Annotated in this window: 15 protein-coding genes; 7 read left to right on the top strand and 8 right to left on the bottom strand. The window is 42.3% G+C overall.

From position 1 onward, the window contains the following. Positions 1–201 precede the first annotated feature (201 nt). From OO007_RS02830 to OO007_RS02840, 3 genes are all read left to right on the top strand, one after another. On the top strand, positions 202–1,434 hold the full coding sequence (locus tag OO007_RS02830; RefSeq protein ID WP_325807664.1) for a multifunctional CCA addition/repair protein: 1,233 nt from the start codon (positions 202–204) through the stop codon (positions 1,432–1,434). A 270-nt stretch (positions 1,435–1,704) separates the two neighbouring features. After that, on the top strand, positions 1,705–2,025 hold the full coding sequence (gene hspQ / locus OO007_RS02835) for a heat shock protein HspQ (protein ID WP_131904514.1): 321 nt from the start codon (positions 1,705–1,707) through the stop codon (positions 2,023–2,025). A gap of 12 nt (positions 2,026–2,037) precedes the next feature. Next, the gene (locus OO007_RS02840; RefSeq protein ID WP_325807665.1) at positions 2,038–2,733 is read left to right on the top strand and encodes a sulfite exporter TauE/SafE family protein; all 696 of its coding nucleotides are present in this window, start codon (positions 2,038–2,040) and stop codon (positions 2,731–2,733) included. Between the two features lie 121 nt (positions 2,734–2,854). Here OO007_RS02840 and OO007_RS02845 read toward each other — a convergent pair whose 3' ends face one another. From OO007_RS02845 to OO007_RS02870, 6 genes are read right to left on the bottom strand one after another with little or no spacing between them, the layout of a single operon-like run. Next, entirely contained in the window at positions 2,855–4,687 is a 1,833-nt protein-coding gene (locus OO007_RS02845) for a BatD family protein (RefSeq protein ID WP_325807666.1), read from the bottom strand. Beyond that, a complete protein-coding gene (locus tag OO007_RS02850; protein WP_325807667.1) occupies positions 4,687–6,735 on the bottom strand; it encodes a vWA domain-containing protein in 2,049 nt (682 codons plus the stop codon). Before OO007_RS02850 ends, OO007_RS02845 begins: the two co-directional genes overlap by 1 nt. Next, complete coding sequence (locus tag OO007_RS02855) at positions 6,735–7,760, bottom strand: vWA domain-containing protein (protein ID WP_325807668.1); 1,026 nt, start codon at positions 7,758–7,760, stop codon at positions 6,735–6,737. The genes OO007_RS02850 and OO007_RS02855 overlap by 1 nt, the downstream gene beginning before the upstream one ends. A 10-nt stretch (positions 7,761–7,770) precedes the next feature. Continuing rightward, on the bottom strand, positions 7,771–8,259 hold the full coding sequence (locus tag OO007_RS02860; protein WP_325807669.1) for a DUF4381 domain-containing protein: 489 nt from the start codon (positions 8,257–8,259) through the stop codon (positions 7,771–7,773). Continuing rightward, positions 8,260–9,387, bottom strand: a complete 1,128-nt coding sequence (locus tag OO007_RS02865) for a DUF58 domain-containing protein (RefSeq protein WP_325807670.1) — start codon at positions 9,385–9,387, stop codon at positions 8,260–8,262. It lies immediately after the preceding gene. 2 nt (positions 9,388–9,389) lie between these two features. Next, positions 9,390–10,394 carry an AAA family ATPase gene (locus tag OO007_RS02870; protein ID WP_325807671.1) on the bottom strand — a complete coding sequence of 335 codons (1,005 nt, stop codon included), beginning with the start codon at positions 10,392–10,394 and terminating at the stop codon, positions 9,390–9,392. 226 nt (positions 10,395–10,620) lie between these two features. Here OO007_RS02870 and folE2 point away from each other — a divergent pair, with 226 nt between their 5' ends. Then, entirely contained in the window at positions 10,621–11,595 is a 975-nt protein-coding gene (folE2, locus tag OO007_RS02875) for a GTP cyclohydrolase FolE2 (RefSeq protein ID WP_325807672.1), read from the top strand. Between the two features lie 21 nt (positions 11,596–11,616). Here folE2 and OO007_RS02880 read toward each other — a convergent pair whose 3' ends face one another. Both OO007_RS02880 and OO007_RS02885 read right to left on the bottom strand, forming a co-directional pair. Further along, positions 11,617–12,051 carry a GFA family protein gene (locus OO007_RS02880; protein WP_325807673.1) on the bottom strand — a complete coding sequence of 145 codons (435 nt, stop codon included), beginning with the start codon at positions 12,049–12,051 and terminating at the stop codon, positions 11,617–11,619. A 133-nt stretch (positions 12,052–12,184) separates the two neighbouring features. Then, a complete protein-coding gene (locus OO007_RS02885; RefSeq protein ID WP_325807674.1) occupies positions 12,185–13,087 on the bottom strand; it encodes a LysR substrate-binding domain-containing protein in 903 nt (300 codons plus the stop codon). A 156-nt stretch (positions 13,088–13,243) separates the two neighbouring features. Between OO007_RS02885 and OO007_RS02890 the strand changes: the two genes are divergently transcribed. Genes OO007_RS02890 through OO007_RS02900 form a run of 3 tightly spaced genes read left to right on the top strand, consistent with a single transcriptional unit; the run spans position 13,244 to position 17,431 of the window. Then, entirely contained in the window at positions 13,244–14,596 is a 1,353-nt protein-coding gene (locus OO007_RS02890; protein ID WP_325807675.1) for an aspartate aminotransferase family protein, read from the top strand. Positions 14,597–14,648: 52 nt separating this feature from the next. Continuing rightward, the gene (locus tag OO007_RS02895; protein WP_325807676.1) at positions 14,649–15,464 is read left to right on the top strand and encodes a 3-keto-5-aminohexanoate cleavage protein; all 816 of its coding nucleotides are present in this window, start codon (positions 14,649–14,651) and stop codon (positions 15,462–15,464) included. Continuing rightward, positions 15,464–17,431: an acetoacetate--CoA ligase gene (locus OO007_RS02900; protein WP_325807677.1), complete on the top strand. Its 1,968-nt coding sequence runs from the start codon at positions 15,464–15,466 to the stop codon at positions 17,429–17,431. The genes OO007_RS02895 and OO007_RS02900 overlap by 1 nt, the downstream gene beginning before the upstream one ends. The last annotated feature ends 53 nt before the right edge of the window (positions 17,432–17,484 follow it).

Here is a 17,484-nt window from a genome sequence, read left to right on the forward strand (position 1 = left end):
TTGACTTGAAGTACCGTTTTCCATTGAAATGGAGATTACCTACAAATCCTAGGGGATTTATTAATAGAATCACATTAATCAACATCAGTCAATTTAAAACAACCTGACCACTACTTAATGGGTATTAGTGTTTTGGCAGGCTAAAACTGATCTTTACAAACACTTATTAAGTACGAAATTATTTTCGGGTATAATTTCATTATGAATACATATTTAGTCGGCGGTGCCGTAAGAGACAAATTACTAGGACTTCCTGTCAAAGATCGAGACTGGGTTGTGGTTGGCTCGAATCCTGAAGAAATGATAGAGAAAGGCTTTACTCCTGTGGGTAAGGATTTTCCGGTTTTTTTACACCCCAAAACAGCTGAAGAATACGCACTCGCACGCACTGAGCGCAAAACTGCTGCAGGCTACACCGGATTTCAATTTCATGCTGATAGTGATGTCACCTTAAAAGAAGACATTTTAAGAAGAGACTTAACCATCAACGCCTTAGTTGAAGATGAAAATGGCAAAGTCATTGATTATGTCAATGGACTGTCTGATATCGAAAATAAGATTCTCAGGCATGTGTCTCCGGCATTTAAAGAAGATCCAGTCAGAATTCTTCGCATAGCTCGCTTTGCTGCACGCTTTGCAACTCTGGGATTTACGGTTGCTGATGAAACCATGAAACTGATGAGTGAAATGGTAGAAGAAGGTGAGGTAGATTCACTGGTTGCCGAACGTGTCTGGCAAGAAACTGTTAGAGCCTTAGCTGAACCCTCTCCAGATATATTTATTGAAGTTTTGAGAGAATGTGGCGCACTTAAAGTTTTGTTCCCAGAAATTGATCGTTTGTTTGGTGTACCTCAACCTGTAGAGCATCATCCGGAAATTGATACTGGCGTTCACACTATGATGGTGCTTCAACAAGCATGTATTCTAAGTGAAGAACCTGTAGTTCGCTTTGCCGCGTTGACACATGACCTTGGCAAAGGCACAACGCCTAAAGATATATTACCGCACCATTATGATCATGAAGAAAGAGGGCTTCATTTAGTTAAAGCATTATGTGAGCGTTATCGTATTCCTAACCAATTCAGGCAGTTGGCAGAAATCACTTCAAGATATCACACACACGTCCACAGGGCTTTTGAAGTAAAAGCCAATACATTACTGAAAGTCTTGAACAATACGGATGCTTTTCGCAAACCGGAACGCTTTGAGCAATTTTTACTTGCGTGTATCGCAGACAGTCATGGTCGACCAGGTTATGAAAACTATGATTATCAGCAAGCGCCTTTTTTCAGTCTGGCGCGTAAAACTGCCGCAGATGTCGATGTACAAAATATAATCAAAGATGGCTTTAGCGGTGAAAAAATCAAGGAAGAGCTTTATAAACGTAGACTAAATGCGCTAAAATGTTTAAAAGAGAGTGTTACACAACAGTAACTTTCAACACTTTATAGACAAAGAACTCTCTATAATAATTACAATTAGTTGATAGAAAATTTACAAGAAAAGGTTCCTTAGGTGTTTATAAAGCACCTACTTGAAACCAAATAATAAAGCCATACGTTAGTATATATAAATAGCGACATTAGTAGTTGTGAGATTAGAGTTAGAACAACAATACAAAGTAACGATTTAAAACAACCTTTTAAAACACAATAGTTACACACAAACGCTAGAGCAAAAACACATCAACGAAAGGGGCATGACATGAGCATATTAACAACAGCAGGATTCAATATTGGTGATGTAATCATTCATAGAAATCAGAAATTCCGTGGAGTCATCGTAGACGTCGATGCCGATTTCCAGGGTTCTGATGATTGGTACGATCAATACACAACCAACCAACCTTCAAAAGATGCACCTTGGTATCATGTACTTGTAGACGAAGAAGGGTCCATGGCATACGTTTCAGAACAGAATATCTATACTGATTCTTCTAATATGGAAGTTGAACACCCGATGGTAGACGATATTTTTGAAAACTATGAAGCTGGGCATTACATGCCGCGCCAAACCATCAATTAATTACGGCTGCACATGCCAGAATGGCTAAACCACTCCCAGTACCTGGTTGCTTTTATTACTGGGTTACTGGGTGGCGTTCACTGTTTTGGCATGTGCGGGGGTATTGTCGGCGCTCTCAGCCTCGGCAATATCAACAATAAGAACACCTCACAAAAATCCGCATTTATCATTTCACTCGGCTACAATTTTGGCCGCATCACAAGTTACACTATTGCCGGAGCGATCGTTGCTTTTATCGGCTCTTCCCTCATTGAATTAACCGGCTTACAAACAGCTCAAAAAGTACTCGCCACCATCGCTGCTATTTTTATGGTTGCGCTAGGATTTTATCTGGCAGGATTCTGGAGCGGACTCGCAAAAATTGAAATCATTGGGCAAAAATTCTGGAAGTATCTGCAACCGATTGGCAAACGCTTTATCCCTGTCACGAACTTTCAGCAAGCTGTGCCACTGGGATTCATCTGGGGATGGCTACCTTGTGGCTTAGTCTATACAGCTCTGATATGGACATTATCTGCAGGAAGCGCATTAGAAGGCGCGCTGATTATGCTATTTTTCGGATTAGGCACATTACCCAATTTGCTCGCAATGGGGGTAATTGCCACTCGACTATCCAAATGGGTAAAACTACCCGCCGTTAGAGTCGGCGCAGGCTTATTGGTCATCGCTATGGGACTGTATACACTGCAAAGAGCTTTAGTGTTTTAACAACATTTATCGAGCAATCATTAAGCCACCCCCCTACTTTGGGGCACTTTTATTGAGCTATCTGTACTCTGCAAGTTTTAACGCTAAAAGCTTAGTGTTTGATTATTTGACAATCACACCATCAAGCAGGATATAAAGGCTCAAGTCCATTTTGTTTCTGAGGTAAAGGAACAGGCTTTCGATAGAGTCCTTCAATCACTAACTTATCCAATTCACTGCCATCCCAATCGCTCGAATCAGCTGAGTACAAACTCTTTTCAAGCGCTTCTATTACTTCGCGCCCTTTTCCTAGTGCTTGCTCAAGAATACCCAGATTTTGAATAGATTGATCATTCCATTGCGCTCTAACCAATTTGAGCAAGAGCCGTGCAGCCATATGCTTATCGTTTGATCTGCATGCTTCTGTAAGCGATGTTTTTAGTGCCTCCACATCTACCAGTTGAACAGCCTTTTTCGGTTCCGCTTCTAAACTTTTTGCCTTACTTGTGCGCTTTTTAAAGCCAAACACCACAAACAGAATTGCCATCAAAGCCAAGAACAATAGCGCTAGTGTTTTCCAACCCCAAATTTCAGGGGTCTCAGTAGCACCTGTCTGCCCGGTTATATTTTGCTCGGTTTCGTTTTCTGTGGTTTCAGCATTTATACCTGCTGTTGTTTCTGCGCTATTGCTATTTTCACTTACTGCTGCTGGATTGCCCGCAACCGTTAAATCCCATTCTGGTAGGGTAAAAGTCTTCTTTACTTTATTTTTAACATCCCACCAATCCACATTTATCTCAGGAATGGTGACTTTACCTGCTTTGCCTGGAATATAGTTGATATCTATCTGTCGAATACCATAAATGGTGTTTCCATCATTTGGCGTTTCTGATTTTGCCTGATCGGTATAAACCTTCATCCCAGCAGGTTTAGAAATATTGATATCCGGGATTTGCGAACTTGCCAAACCTTTGACTTGAAGAATAAGCTTTCTGGTAACGGGCTCACCCACTTTGAGTTCAGGTGGAGACTCTGCCCAGCTATCAGTCATCAACAACTCTTCAGCAGGCAACCAGGCATCTCCTTTGAAACTGCTTGGCACTGGGAGCACATTAACGTCGATAGCTTCACCACTGATACTAAATGGACGGCTTGGTCCTAATGAACGACGACCAAAAAATTCATCAAAAGGCGTATTGAAAAATGGATTTCTATTTTGCCCTCCAAAAAACTGATTGAGCATATCTGTCTCATCCATGCGTTTTCTAAGGTTTGGCGAGTCTCCGCCCGATAGCGCAATTCGTCCTCGAACAATCGTTGGTGGAATATGCAACACACCACTTTTCTCAGGAGATATCACAAAGCGTTTTTCTACCACGACATACTTTTTACCTGCACGAACTACCTGATATTTTTTATCATTGCCTAACGCACGAATATTGGCATTTTCAATCTGTGGCGAGAATACCTCTCCGGTTTGCATCGCCGAGTCGTAATAAAGCTTAACCGTATACGGTATCTGCTGTTGCACATAGGTCTCTTTATTATCCAGATCAACCGATGATTCGACGAAAATATGTTTACTGGTTTCAGCCGCAACCTCTGGCGGAAGATTGGCAATCGTCACTGTTAAAGGATCTGTTTTATCTGCGCCAACGGTAATTTCCGGAATAGTCAGTTTGCCTACCGCTTTCGGCATCAACTCAATCGTCCAGGTTTTTCTGAAACTGCGATTTCCATTGATGATATTGATCTGCGAACTGGTACTAGTACCCTGCACTTCAAAATCTTTTTGCAGTATCGATAAATCAGGCTGCGCATCGTTGTTCTGGTCACTCTGAATACTCAGTGTAATCTGATCACCTTCGAAGACGCTCGATTGATTTAACGTTGCTTTTACTGCTGCTTGCGCAGGCAGATTAACTAACATCATTAAAGCTAGTAACAGTGACGTTATTGATATCTGGAATTTCATTACCAAGGTTGCTCCGAATTATCTATATTTCCGTTACGTTGTTGATACTGACTTCTAAATTTCCTTCTGAGTAAGCCGCCCGGATCATCGGGTATACGTCTTAACCATTGTTCCGCAGCCATTTTCTCTTCTTCTGTCAAGTCATCGGCTGTTTCGTTACTTCCTTGTTTTGCAGCTTTTTGTTTTGCAGCTTTTTGTTTTGCTTGCTCGTCGAGCTCTTGCTGGCTTTTTTCCTGCCCTTTTTCTGCTGAAGCATCGCCTTGTTGCTGATCTTCTGGCTGTCCTTCTTTTTCTCCTTTCTGGCCTGAGTCTTGATCGTTTTGATTTTGCTGATCAGCTTGTTTACTGTCAGGGTCAGAAGCTTCGTCTTTCTGCTGCTCCTCATCTAATGCTTTATTCGCATCAGAAAACTGGTTTTTGTCACTTTTTTTCTGCTGATCGTCTTCACCCGATTTTTCAGACTTTTCTTTGCTGTCTTGTTGTTGCTGATCTTCCCCACTCTGGCTTTTTTCAGATGATTCCTGTCCTTGTTCAGATTTTTTCTGACCTTCCTCACCCTCTGAGTTCTGCTGGTCTTTTTGATCTTTCGACTCAGAATCACTCTGTGAGTTATTTTCCGAGTTTTCCATTGAATCCTCTTTGGATTCGTTTCCAGACTGTTTTTGCTCTTGTTGTTTCTTCAGCAGTTCTTCAATCGCTTTTTTGTTTTGTTCAGCATCCGTCATATCAGGGTTTAAAGAGAGCGCTTTTTCGTAAGATTTAATCGCCTCTTCGTACTTTTTTAACTTAGCCAGTGAATTGCCTTCGTTATAGCGCGCATCTGCACCTTTAGATTCTTTAAAGTTCTGCAATGCTTCTTCGTAATTACCTTGCTTATATTCTGCGGCTCCGCGGCGCAATGGCTCTTTACTAAGATCTCTGGCTTTTTCGTATTGTTGACTTTTAAGAGCCTTGTCCGCTCGCTGCTCTTTATTTTGCGATAGGGTTGTCCAAAGCTCGTCTAAGCTAAATGCCATGACTGGTTGAGGTTGTAATAGCACCCCCCCACTTACAGCCACAAATGCAATATTCAATAACCAGCCACGCCTAAAGGCCAACGCTGCCAAAGGTAGCAGTAACAGCACGATAAGTGGACCGATTGAATACCATTCTTCATTATTGATATCCTGTTCTTGCAAGGCGTTTTCAGTCGTATCATTTGCCGTCTTATGTTCGATTAGCACTTGAGACAGGTCTTCATTATTGGCGCTGATTAAATGGTATTTACCACCGCCCTGCATGGCTAATTCAGTGAGTTTATCTGCTTCTAGCTTCACCAGAACATTATCGTTATTTCTAAACCTAAGCTCACCGCCCGCTTCTGTTCCAACACCTAAAACGGATACGGCATGACCCGCATTTTTCAACTCTTTAACGGCATCTATGGCGGCTGCGCTTTTGCTAACACCATCAGCAATCAGCAACACCTGACCCTTCATAATGCCCGACTGCTTGAATAATTCGTGCGCTTTTAGTAAGCCTAAATCAGCTCGACTTCCCTGCGCTGGCATCAGTTGAGGCGTTAAAACTTTTAACATGGATCGAATCGTTTCGGCATCTCGTGTCAGTGGCGAAGCAATAAATGCATCTCCGGCAAACACCACCAAACCAGTCTGACCCTCTTCATCCATAGAGAGAATGTCTTCAATTTTAAACTTTGCTCTAGCTAGGCGACTGGGTTTTAAATCGTCCACCAGCATAGAGTTTGATAAATCCAATACCAATACTCTGGCGGCATTGGTTTGAAAAATTGGGCGAGGGATTTTTTCCCATACAGGATCAGCCAGTGCAATGACAGCAATTAACCACCCCATGGCGATCAATGATTTGGCAAATCGGTCTGAACCAGATTGTTTACCCTGGAGTAAAACCGGCAATAAATTTGGATCAATAATTTTATCCCAGGCTTTTGATGATGAAGCCGATCGAAACCCTAAACCCAACAACATCAAGAGAGGAATAAGTGCTAACAACCAAAGCGGCTGAGTAAAGTGAAATTGCTCTAACATCAGATCACTTCCTTGGGCTGAACAGGTTTTTTCTTTCTGAACCCTGGTAACAAAGACAGAAGTGGAGCCAATAAACTGCTCATTAGACTGCTGCTAAACAACACAATTAAGCTGCTTAAGCCTAAGGCAATAGCCAGTGGATAATAAAAAAGCTCTTCCACTGGGCGATAACTCAACTCATCCTTTGAAACGGGTTCTATCTCGTCCAATGCCTTGTAAATTTTCAATAAACCTTCAACGTCGCGAGCACGAAAATATTTGCCACCTGTCTTTTCTGCTATGGCTTGAAGCGTTGGCTCATCCAGATCTCGACTTCTCATAGAGCCTACACCAATGGTGTAAATTTTCACTTTTTCCTGAGCTGCCAAATCAGCAGCTTTTAGTGGTTCGACATTACCCGCCGTATTTGCACCATCCGTAAGAAGGATCAGTACCCGGTTCTTCTCATCTTCATTTCTTAATCGTTTGACCGCGAGGCCTATCGCATCACCAATCGCAGTAGCTCTTCCTGCAAGACCTAAAAAAGATTCTTCGAGGAGTGTTGAAACGGTCTTTCTATCAAAGGTTAACGGGGCTTGTAAATATGCCTGACTGCCAAACAAAATGAGACCAATTCGGTCACCTTCGCGATTCTGAATAAAATCGCTAGCCACCGCTTTTACTGCAGAAATTCGCGTCATTCTTCTGCCAGAAATGATCATATCTGGCTCGTCCATCGACATCGAAATATCAACAGACATCATCAGGCTACGACCTGTCACTGGTTGACGTACTGTATCGCCAACCAACTGTGGTCGTGCTGCCGCAGTCACTAAAAGTATCCAGCAAATAACCGCCAGCAATACTCGCACCCAGGAAGGACCTTTTTTGCTCTGTTGCAGACTGGGTGATAACTGCTTATAAAACGGGACTCTCAAAGCAGCACTGCTATTTACTGGCGCTTTTGGTAGAAAGTACCATGCGATCAACGGCAAAGGTAATATCCAGAAGACCCACAGCGAAGCAAATTCAATACTTGATAGCATATTAATCAAATCACACCCCCCCACTTTGAGCCGTTTTTTTGACCCAATGCCTTACCAGAGGAATAAATTCATCGATATTGAAATTCTGCACTTTTCCAGTCTGATAAGGCGCTTCGATGAGTATTCGACCTGCCCCCCGACTAAATCCATGCGTGTCTCCAGACTCATCCAGAAAGTGCAACCAATCCCCACCCGTGAGGCTTGCTATCTCTGAGCGTGGATAATAATTTACCGCCAATTGGCGCAATAATATATTCACGTCGGCCAGCGTTTCGCTACTTGGATCTTTTCTTAACTTATTCTCTAGATCACTTAAGGTTTTGAGCAGTTCTCTTCTTCTTTTTCTTAATCGTTTACGTTTTCTTAATACGATAAACAGCCAGAATAAGGCTAAAAATATCAGAGTAAATAATAACCACCACCCCATAGCCAGAGGCCACAAATCAGGGCTTCCGGGAAGATGTATGTCTTTCAGTTGTAAGGCTTCTTGCGGATCCATTTACGCAACCTTGCTGTTATTTGATGTGCGGCTTGCGTTGGTGGATTTAGTGGAAGTCACCCCCCCACTTATAGGCGTTTTTTCCTGTGTACTTTCTTGCGCCTTTCCTTCTGAATGAACATCCAGCGACGAACTCATCGGCTTTCTTCTTTTGCTATTGCCAAAGTTACGTTGCAGTTCTAGCAAGACATCATCCGCGGTTGATAGCTGTATCAACGAAAGATTATATTTACGGGCAAGTTGTTGAATATTCTGATTATGCTGGCTGATAAACTCACGAAAATCCTCTCGACCTTTTTTAGATCGGGTATTTAACATTCCCGTGTCTTCGCCGTTGGTAATTGCATAACGCGCTGGAGGCGGAGGCACCATTTCCAGAGGATCAACAACCTGTATCAACTGAATATCACTATGGCGCGAAATAAACTGAATGTGGTTTGCGGTATCCTGATCGATATCGTAGAAATCGCTTATCAAGAAAACCAGCGACCCGGGGCGAGCAATACGTCTTAAGCGCTTAAGCTCATCATTCAAACTGGTGTGGCTTTGCTCTGTTGATAAACCTTGCACTGGATCACTGTGTTTAACCAATTCACGGATTAGCTGTAGCACACCACGTTTACCGGTTTTAGGCGGTAATTCGTGATGGCTGGAATTGATAATTAACGCGCCGATTCTATCGCCACGAGAGGCCACCGACCAGGCAATTAGAGTTGCAGCTTTGGCGGCAACGACTGACTTCAATGATTTGATTGAGCCAAAAAACATACCGGGATTGAAATCGACCAACAACACCACTGGGCGTTCTCGTTCTTCTTGATACAATTTCGTATGCGGCTGACCAGCACGCGCCGTGACACGCCAGTCCATATTGCGGATATCATCACCAGCCTGATAAATTCTTGATTCTTGATAATCCATTCCACGACCGCGAAATGAAGAATGATGGGTTCCGGTAGTCGATGATCGCGCGTAGCTACGACGACTCATATCCAGTTTATGTGCTTGTTGCTGTAAGCTAATCAGTTCTTTGGCAGTAATGTGCGTTCCTGTACCTACAGGCGCACTTTCAACAGGTTCTGCTTCAGAGCGTTTGAGACCTTGAAACCAGCGGTTAAGCAAACTCATAGTTATGAGACCGGTACTTGTTGAATCAGTTCCTCAATAACGTTGTCAGCGGAAATGCCTTCGGCCTCGGCTTCGTATGAAATAAGTAAGCGATGACGCAAAACATCATAAGCCACTGCTTGAACATCCTCTGGTGAAACATAGTCTCGACCTTGTAACCATGCATGCGCACGTGCACAACGATCTAAGGATATTGTCGCACGTGGGCTTCCACCGTAACTAATCCAGCGCGCTAATTCCTGACTGTAAGCGGCTGGTTTGCGACTCGCCAGAATCAGTTGAACCAGATACTCTTGAACAGGCTCTGCCATATGGATTGAGAGTACTTCTTGCTGGGCTTGTTCTACATCAGCTTTACTCAAATTAAATGATGTTTTAGTAACATCCTCGTACTCTTCCCGCGCTTGTTGGCGCGCGAGTTCTAAAATCAATTTTTCTGATTTGGCATCAGGATAATCGATGAAAACATGCATCAAGAAACGGTCCAATTGCGCTTCAGGTAACGGATACGTTCCTTCTTGCTCTATTGGATTTTGTGTCGCCATGACCAAAAAGGGTCGCGGCAACTTATAAGTAGTTCCACCAACGGTGATTTGATGTTCACCCATCGCTTCAAGTAATGCTGACTGCACTTTTGCAGGTGCACGATTGATTTCATCGGCTAAAACCAGATTATGAAATAAAGGCCCTTTCTGAAAAACAAATTCGCCTGTTTCTGGTCGATACACATCACTACCGGTTAAATCACCAGGTAAAAGATCTGGGGTAAATTGCAAACGATGGAAATCGCCTTCTAAAACAGCGGATAATTCTTTAATTGCTGTCGTTTTGGCTAAACCGGGCGCGCCTTCAACTAGCAGGTGCCCATCTGCCAGTAGTGAAATCAACAAACGGTCTACTAGCAATGCTTGTCCGATGATTTTAGTTTGCAGATGCTTGCGCACTTTACTAAAAGCATCATAGCTACTAATATTTTTTACTTCTTCTGGCAGGGTGTCTACGCTCATAATTTACTTTTGATAGGATTTATTTATTAGTAATAATTTAGGTATATTTTACACCTATACGCTACCAAGAAAAAATTAATTATAGTTAATCTAATTATATCAACTCCCTATATATGGCTACATAGGGGGATTTCCGCATTCTAACAACACTAATAGGGTATCTATTCTATTGTGCGTAGGTTTCTGTATAATCGCGCGTCTGTTTGATTATTTATATGGATTTGCCATGAGTGCAAGTGAAAGCTGTAACGATAACAGCTGCAATTTACCAGATGTTACGAATGAACCACATTCTGGACCGAATGCCACGTTAAATTGGGTAGGCATGAGTGAGATCGAATTGCCCGTGCACATGCTGACAGGAAAAGGCAAAGAAATCCAAACGGTTGCCAGTGTGCAAGCGTATGTAAACCTGATCGACCCAGAGAGCAAAGGCATTCACATGTCACGTTTATATTTGGCGGTAGATCAGATATTAAGTGACAACACAATCACTCCTGATCTTCTACACACCGTTGTAGAACAGTTTGCCAACTCTCAAGATGGCAAGAGTGATAGTGCTTATCTCGAATGTCGTTTTAACTTCTTTGAACGTAGAGATTCACTCATCAGTGACAATACGGGTTGGAAGAGTTACCCAGTGAGAGCTATTTCTTCTTTGCGCCAAGGTGAATTAACCACCGAATTAAGTATTGAAGTCCCTTATTCATCGACTTGCCCATGTTCGGCGGCACTCGCGCGAGATATTATTCAGCAGGGCTTCCAGACTAAATTTGGAGATAGCGGCCAAATTGATGCAAGCCAGGTTCACCAATGGCTGGGCACAACAGAAGGCATTTCTGCAACACCTCATAGCCAGAGAAGCATTGCTCAGGTTAGGGTAAAACTGACAGATCAAGTTAAGGACATGCCTATTTCACGTTTGATTGATCAGATCGAAGATGCGCTTTCTACCCCTGTACAAGCAGCAGTAAAACGTGAAGACGAGCAGGAATTCGCGCGTTTAAATGCAGCTAATCTAATGTTTTGTGAAGATGCGGCAAGACGTGTACAGGCAGCATTAGAATCTGACAATACCCTTGAAGACTTCTGGATTCGTGTGAATCACATGGAAAGCTTGCACCCACACGATGCAGTTGCGATTGTGACTAAAGGCCTGAAAGATGGTTACCGCGATGATCCGCGAGAGTTTCCACACTAAGTCCTAATAAACCAGCCAGTACTATTCCTTTTTCTTTAAAGGTAATTCGTCATAGCGTATGAGTTCGCTTGCGTCCTCGTACCAGTCTGCTCTTGAGCCATAATAGATATTTTGAAAAGGCCTAAGTTCTGGATCACCATCCAGCGTTCCTGCAGGAATAACGACCGCCTTTTCACTGTTGGTAATCCACGGTAACGACGAACCACAGTTGGTACAAAAGGATGTGGCAAAATGCCTAGCTTCAGGGTATTCGAAACGACCCAGCATTTCTTCACCTGTTATCCATTGAAACTGATTTGGAGCGACTATGATATTTGCACTGTATGCACTGCCAGAGAATTTTCTACACCGCGAACAATGACAATATTGAAACACACCTAAGCTACCGGTGATTTCATACTCCACTGCTCCACAGAGACAACTCCCCTTGGTTTTCTTTATTTTAGGTTTAGACATCAAAAACTCCTCACCTGAAAACTTAGTACATATCAATGAATAAAGCTGAGAAAAAATTTGATTCGATATTAAACCGTCAGTAAGTTTATTAGAATAATCCCAGTCTGGTATTTCAGAGCAGACTGATCAATTTTTACAGATTTTCATTTTTTGTTTCATGCATCAACCAATCTCTAAGCGCTATTACTGATTTATTCTGTCTCTTAAGTTGCGGCGTAACGAATCTATATTTTTTCCCCGATAATAAAGTCTGAGGGACGGGTTGCACTAAACTCCCATCTGCCAACTCTTGTCTAACTAGAAATGAGGGAACAAGCGCTATTCCGTTACCTGATATACAGGCAGCGATTGATATATAAAAATCCTGAAAATTTAATCCCGCAAATGATCCATGAGTATTGTCTACCTCAAATTCAGTGCACCACTCTTTCCATAATTCTATTCGAGTTTTGGTGTGAATTAAGGGGAAAGCTTTTATATCAGACGGATCTTTGAATATTTGCTCACTCAAAATACTCGGCGAAGCCACTACAATGAGCTGTTCCGAAAAAAGCATATCGTCACCTTCTTCAAATAAAGGCGATACTTCAGAAACGATTGCACAATCAATTTGGGTATATTCAAAATCCGGACGATCATCGGATATAGACAGATCCAGAATAATACCGGGATGAGTCTCTTGAAACTGTTTCAAGCGAGGCACTAACCACTTCAACGCAAAGCTCGATAGAGAACTGACTTTTATAATATTGACACCCGATTGCGTGGCACGGATTTTATTCGTCGCTTCCAGAATACTATTCAACGCAGGACTAATCTGAATATAAAACTCTTTGCCCGCTTCAGTAGGTACGCTTCCTGACTTACCTCGTTTAAACAGCCTGCAATCTAAAAAGGCTTCCAGCTTGGTAATATGGCGACTCACGGCACTCTGACTAACGAACAACACTCTAGCCGCTTCACTGATAGAACCTTCTCTTACAACTGCTTCGAAGGCTTTGACTGAATTTAATGGCGGCAATTGGTGATAAATCATATATGACTTTTAGGCATGGATAGCGTAGAAAATTATATTATCCACCCAATAAGAATGAGTGTAAATTTAATCTAGACAAATTCATCAATGCAAAAACAATGCAATAGTCAAAAACTCTCTACTGATAACAACTGATGTATTAACCAGGAAATCATCATGAACAAGCATTCCAACATCATGCAACGAACCAGCAACCCTCAATTGCCGACTATTGCAAAAGGTGAAGGGGTTTATTTAATCGATAAGCAAAATAATCGCTACCTTGATGCTTGCGGGGGTGCTGCAGTTTCTTGCCTAGGACACTCCAATAAACGCGTCAAACAAGCAATTATCGATCAGATTAATGCTGTGCCTTATGCACACACCAGTTTCTTTACCAATGATTCCCAAGAATTACTCGCCGAACACTTGATTGCACATTCTGAAGGTGATTTTTCTCAGGTATATTTTGTTTCTGGTGGTTCTGAAGCTGTAGAAACCTCATTGAAGCTCGCCAGACAATATTTTCTGGAAAAAGGAAAAACCGATAAGAAATACTTTATTGCCAGAAAGCAAAGCTACCACGGTAATACACTAGGTGCATTAGCGATTGGCGGCAATCTATGGCGACGTAAACCTTTTGATCCATTACTTGCTGAAGGTCATCATATTTCAGCCTGTTACGAATATCGAGAGCAGCGAGAATCAGAAACGAATTTCGAATATGGCCAACGTATTGCCAATGAATTAGAAACCATGATCCTCGACCTTGGCGAAGAGAATGTAGCCGCCTTTGTGGCAGAGACGGTCGTAGGTGCAACAGCTGGCGCATTAACCCCACCCGAAGGTTACTTTAAGCGTATTCGAGAAATTTGCGATCAATATGATGTGCTTTTAATTCTAGATGAGATTATGTGTGGAATGGGCAGGACAGGCACCTTGCATGCCTGCGAACAAGAAGGTGTACAAGGCGACTTACAAACGATTGCAAAAGGTATTGCGGCAGGTTATCAAGCACTTGGCGCTGTGCTCATCAGCAAAAAAATTGTAGATGCGATTGATAATGGTACTGGCTTCTTCCAGCATGGTCACACTTATATTGGGCACCCTACAGGGTGTGCCGCAGGCTACGCCACGCAATTAGAAATTCAAGAGCAAAATTTACTGGATAATGTCAAACAACAAGGCTTGAATCTCAAAAAAGCTCTTAAAAAGAGCTTTGCTGCAGATGATTTGGTGAGTGAACATATTGGTGATATCCGTGGTCGAGGACTCTTTTTAGGTGTTGAATTAGTTGCTGACAAAGCCTCGAAACAACCTTTTGACCCAGCGCTTAAGCTACATAAACACATTAAAAAGAAAGCCATGGAAAATTTATTAATGGTTTATCCAATGGGCGGAACACTAGACGGTGTCAATGGAGACCATATCCTCATCGCACCTCCTTTTATTATCGATGAAGAAAACGTGGCTCAAATTGCCGAACGCTTAAATAAGTCCATTAGAGAAGCAATTCTCTCTGTGAAATAGCCTAAACTTAAGCACTAACGGACAAAACATCTCAATAATTAGAACCCATAAAATGAAAGACACCCCCCTACTTATAGCGGTTGCTCCGAATGGCGCAAGAAAACTAAAAACAGATCATCCCCAGATTCCGTTAAATGCAGAAGAGCTATCAGAAACAGCATTGAATTGTGCTGCGGCTGGCGCTTCGATGATTCATTTACACGTAAGAGATGAAAACAATCGACACAGCCTATCTGTCGATACCTACAAAGAAGCGATACAAGAAATACAAAAAGCAGAACCTAATATCTTCATACAAGTAACTTCAGAAGCGGTTGGCATTTACTCTGCCGAAGAGCAATTTGAAATGATTCATGCACTCAAACCCAATGCAGTATCGATTGGGCTCAGGGAGATACGAGATTTAGACGAACACATCATTACCGATCACTTTCACAAAATGCGAGAGACAGAGACATTTCCCCAGTTGATTCTCTATAACGACCATGATTTAAACATGTATTACGATTGGGTAAAAAGAAAAGTCATTCCTGGAAAGGCTTACCCTATTCTTTTAGTGATCGGAAAAGAAACCCCTGAAGGATCTTTTGACAACAGCGTACTTAGCGCTGAAATCACTGACAAGCTACCTGCATCAAGCTGGATGATTTGCGCATTTGGTCCTAATGAGTACCCAGCAGGACAATTAGCGACAAAATTAGGAGGCCACATAAGACTCGGTTTTGAGAACAATTGCGAATTAGCTAACGGAAGTATTGCAAAAAACAATGCTGAACTGATCTCACAAATGGTAAATTACTTGGCTTCTGAAAACATCGCTGTTGCCAACTATCAACAAGCGATAGAAATAATGAGGCCAGATTGGTAATGACAACAAGTAAAAAAGCACTATGGACACCTAGTCAAGACACAGTAGATTCCGCTAATGTGACAGAATTCATCGAGCTAGTGAATAAAAACTATCAGGCATCCGTTACCAATTTTGCAGAATTGCATGCTTGGTCGATAAAACACCCGGAAAATTTCTGGTCACAAATCTGGGATTACTCACACGTCATCGCAGACCGCGGTGAGTCTGTTCTTGAAAATAAAGACAAAATGCCAGGTGCTGTCTGGTTCTCTGATTCTTCGTTAAATTTTGCTGAAAATCTTCTTAATAATTTTGAACGAAGCAATAACAACAACCCTGATCAAACCGCGATTGTTTTCTGGGGCGAAGATCAAGTCAAAAGAAGCTTGAGTTTCGCTGATTTAAAATATCAAGTTGCCAGCATGGCAGCATACCTGAAAAGCATCGGTCTTAAACAAGGTGATGTGGTCGCCGGCTTTATGCCAAACGTACCAGAAACGGTGATTTGCATGCTGGCGACAACCAGCATCGGTGGAGTGTGGACGTCTTGCTCACCTGATTTTGGCGTTCAAGGTGTAGTAGACCGCTTCGGACAAGTAGAACCTAAGATATTTATTGCCGCTAATGCTTATTTCTATAATGGGAAAACGCACAACTGCCTGGACAAGGTAAAAGAGATTTCAGAAAAGCTAACCTCTGTTGAACAGTTAATCACGGTTCCCTATGCGGATTCAACAACACTAGAAAATGCTGTTAATTACCCTGATATTCTAGAAACACATGCGAATGCAGAGCTTGAATACACACGTATTGGTTTTAATGAACCCCTTTACATCATGTACTCTTCAGGCACAACAGGTGTTCCAAAATGTATTGTACATGGCGTTGGCGGAACTTTACTCCAGCATTTAAAAGAACATTTATTGCACGTTAACCTGAAGCCAAAAGATAAGATCTTCTACTTCACTACTTGCGGCTGGATGATGTGGAACTGGCTGGTTAGCGCCCTATCTACGGGTGCGACTCTCATGCTTTATGACGGTTCACCATTCTATCCTGATGAAAATATTCTATGGGATTATGTCGATCAGGAAGAGATCAATGTATTTGGCACATCTGCAAAATATATCGATGTATTGCGCAAAGATGATGTCGATTTAAAAAGCTCTCATTCACTTAAAAGCCTGAATAGCATTTTATCGACGGGCTCCGTATTAGCCCCTGAAAGTTATGACTATATTTATGAAAAAGTGAAAACTGACGTGTGCTTATCATCCATATCAGGTGGCACTGACATTGTGTCCTGTTTTGCACTCGGTTGCGCTGTATTACCTGTTTATCGTGGAGAACTTCAGTGCAAGGGTCTCGGCATGCAGGTAGAAATCTGGGATGACAAAGGCCAACCTGTTATTAACGATAAAGGTGAACTGGTTTGTGCTAAGCCTTTCCCTTGTATGCCTATAGGCTTCTGGAATGATCCGGATGGCAAAAAATACTTCGATGCTTATTTTGCTACTTATGAAAACACCTGGTGTCATGGCGATTATGTAACCGAGACCGAAAACGGCGGATTAATTTTCTACGGTCGCTCAGATACAGTATTAAACCCGGGCGGTGTCAGAATCGGAACGGCTGAAATCTATCGTCAGGTTGAAAAGCTGGATGAAGTTCAGGAATCAATCGTTATAGGACAAAACTGGCAAGATGATGTTCGTGTAGTGCTGTTCGTGAAACTTACGGGCGACTTAAGCTTAGACGATGAGTTAATCAACAAAATCAAGAAACAAATCCGTAGCAATACCACGCCTCGTCATGTGCCAGCGAAAGTACTTCAAGTGGCAGATATTCCACGCACCAAAAGTGGAAAAATTGTTGAACTCGCAGTACGAAATATAGTCCATGGAGATAGTGTTAAAAATATCGAATCTTTAGCGAACCCAGAAGCCCTTGAGCTCTACAAATCAAGGGAAGAGCTGCAAAGCTAAGTGCCTTGATTAATGATTTTCACCCATTTAAAATCAAGGCGTTGACTCGATTT

The sequence above is a fragment of the Cocleimonas sp. KMM 6892 genome (genome assembly GCF_035798195.1).
Lineage (GTDB): Bacteria > Pseudomonadota > Gammaproteobacteria > Thiotrichales > Thiotrichaceae > Cocleimonas > Cocleimonas flava.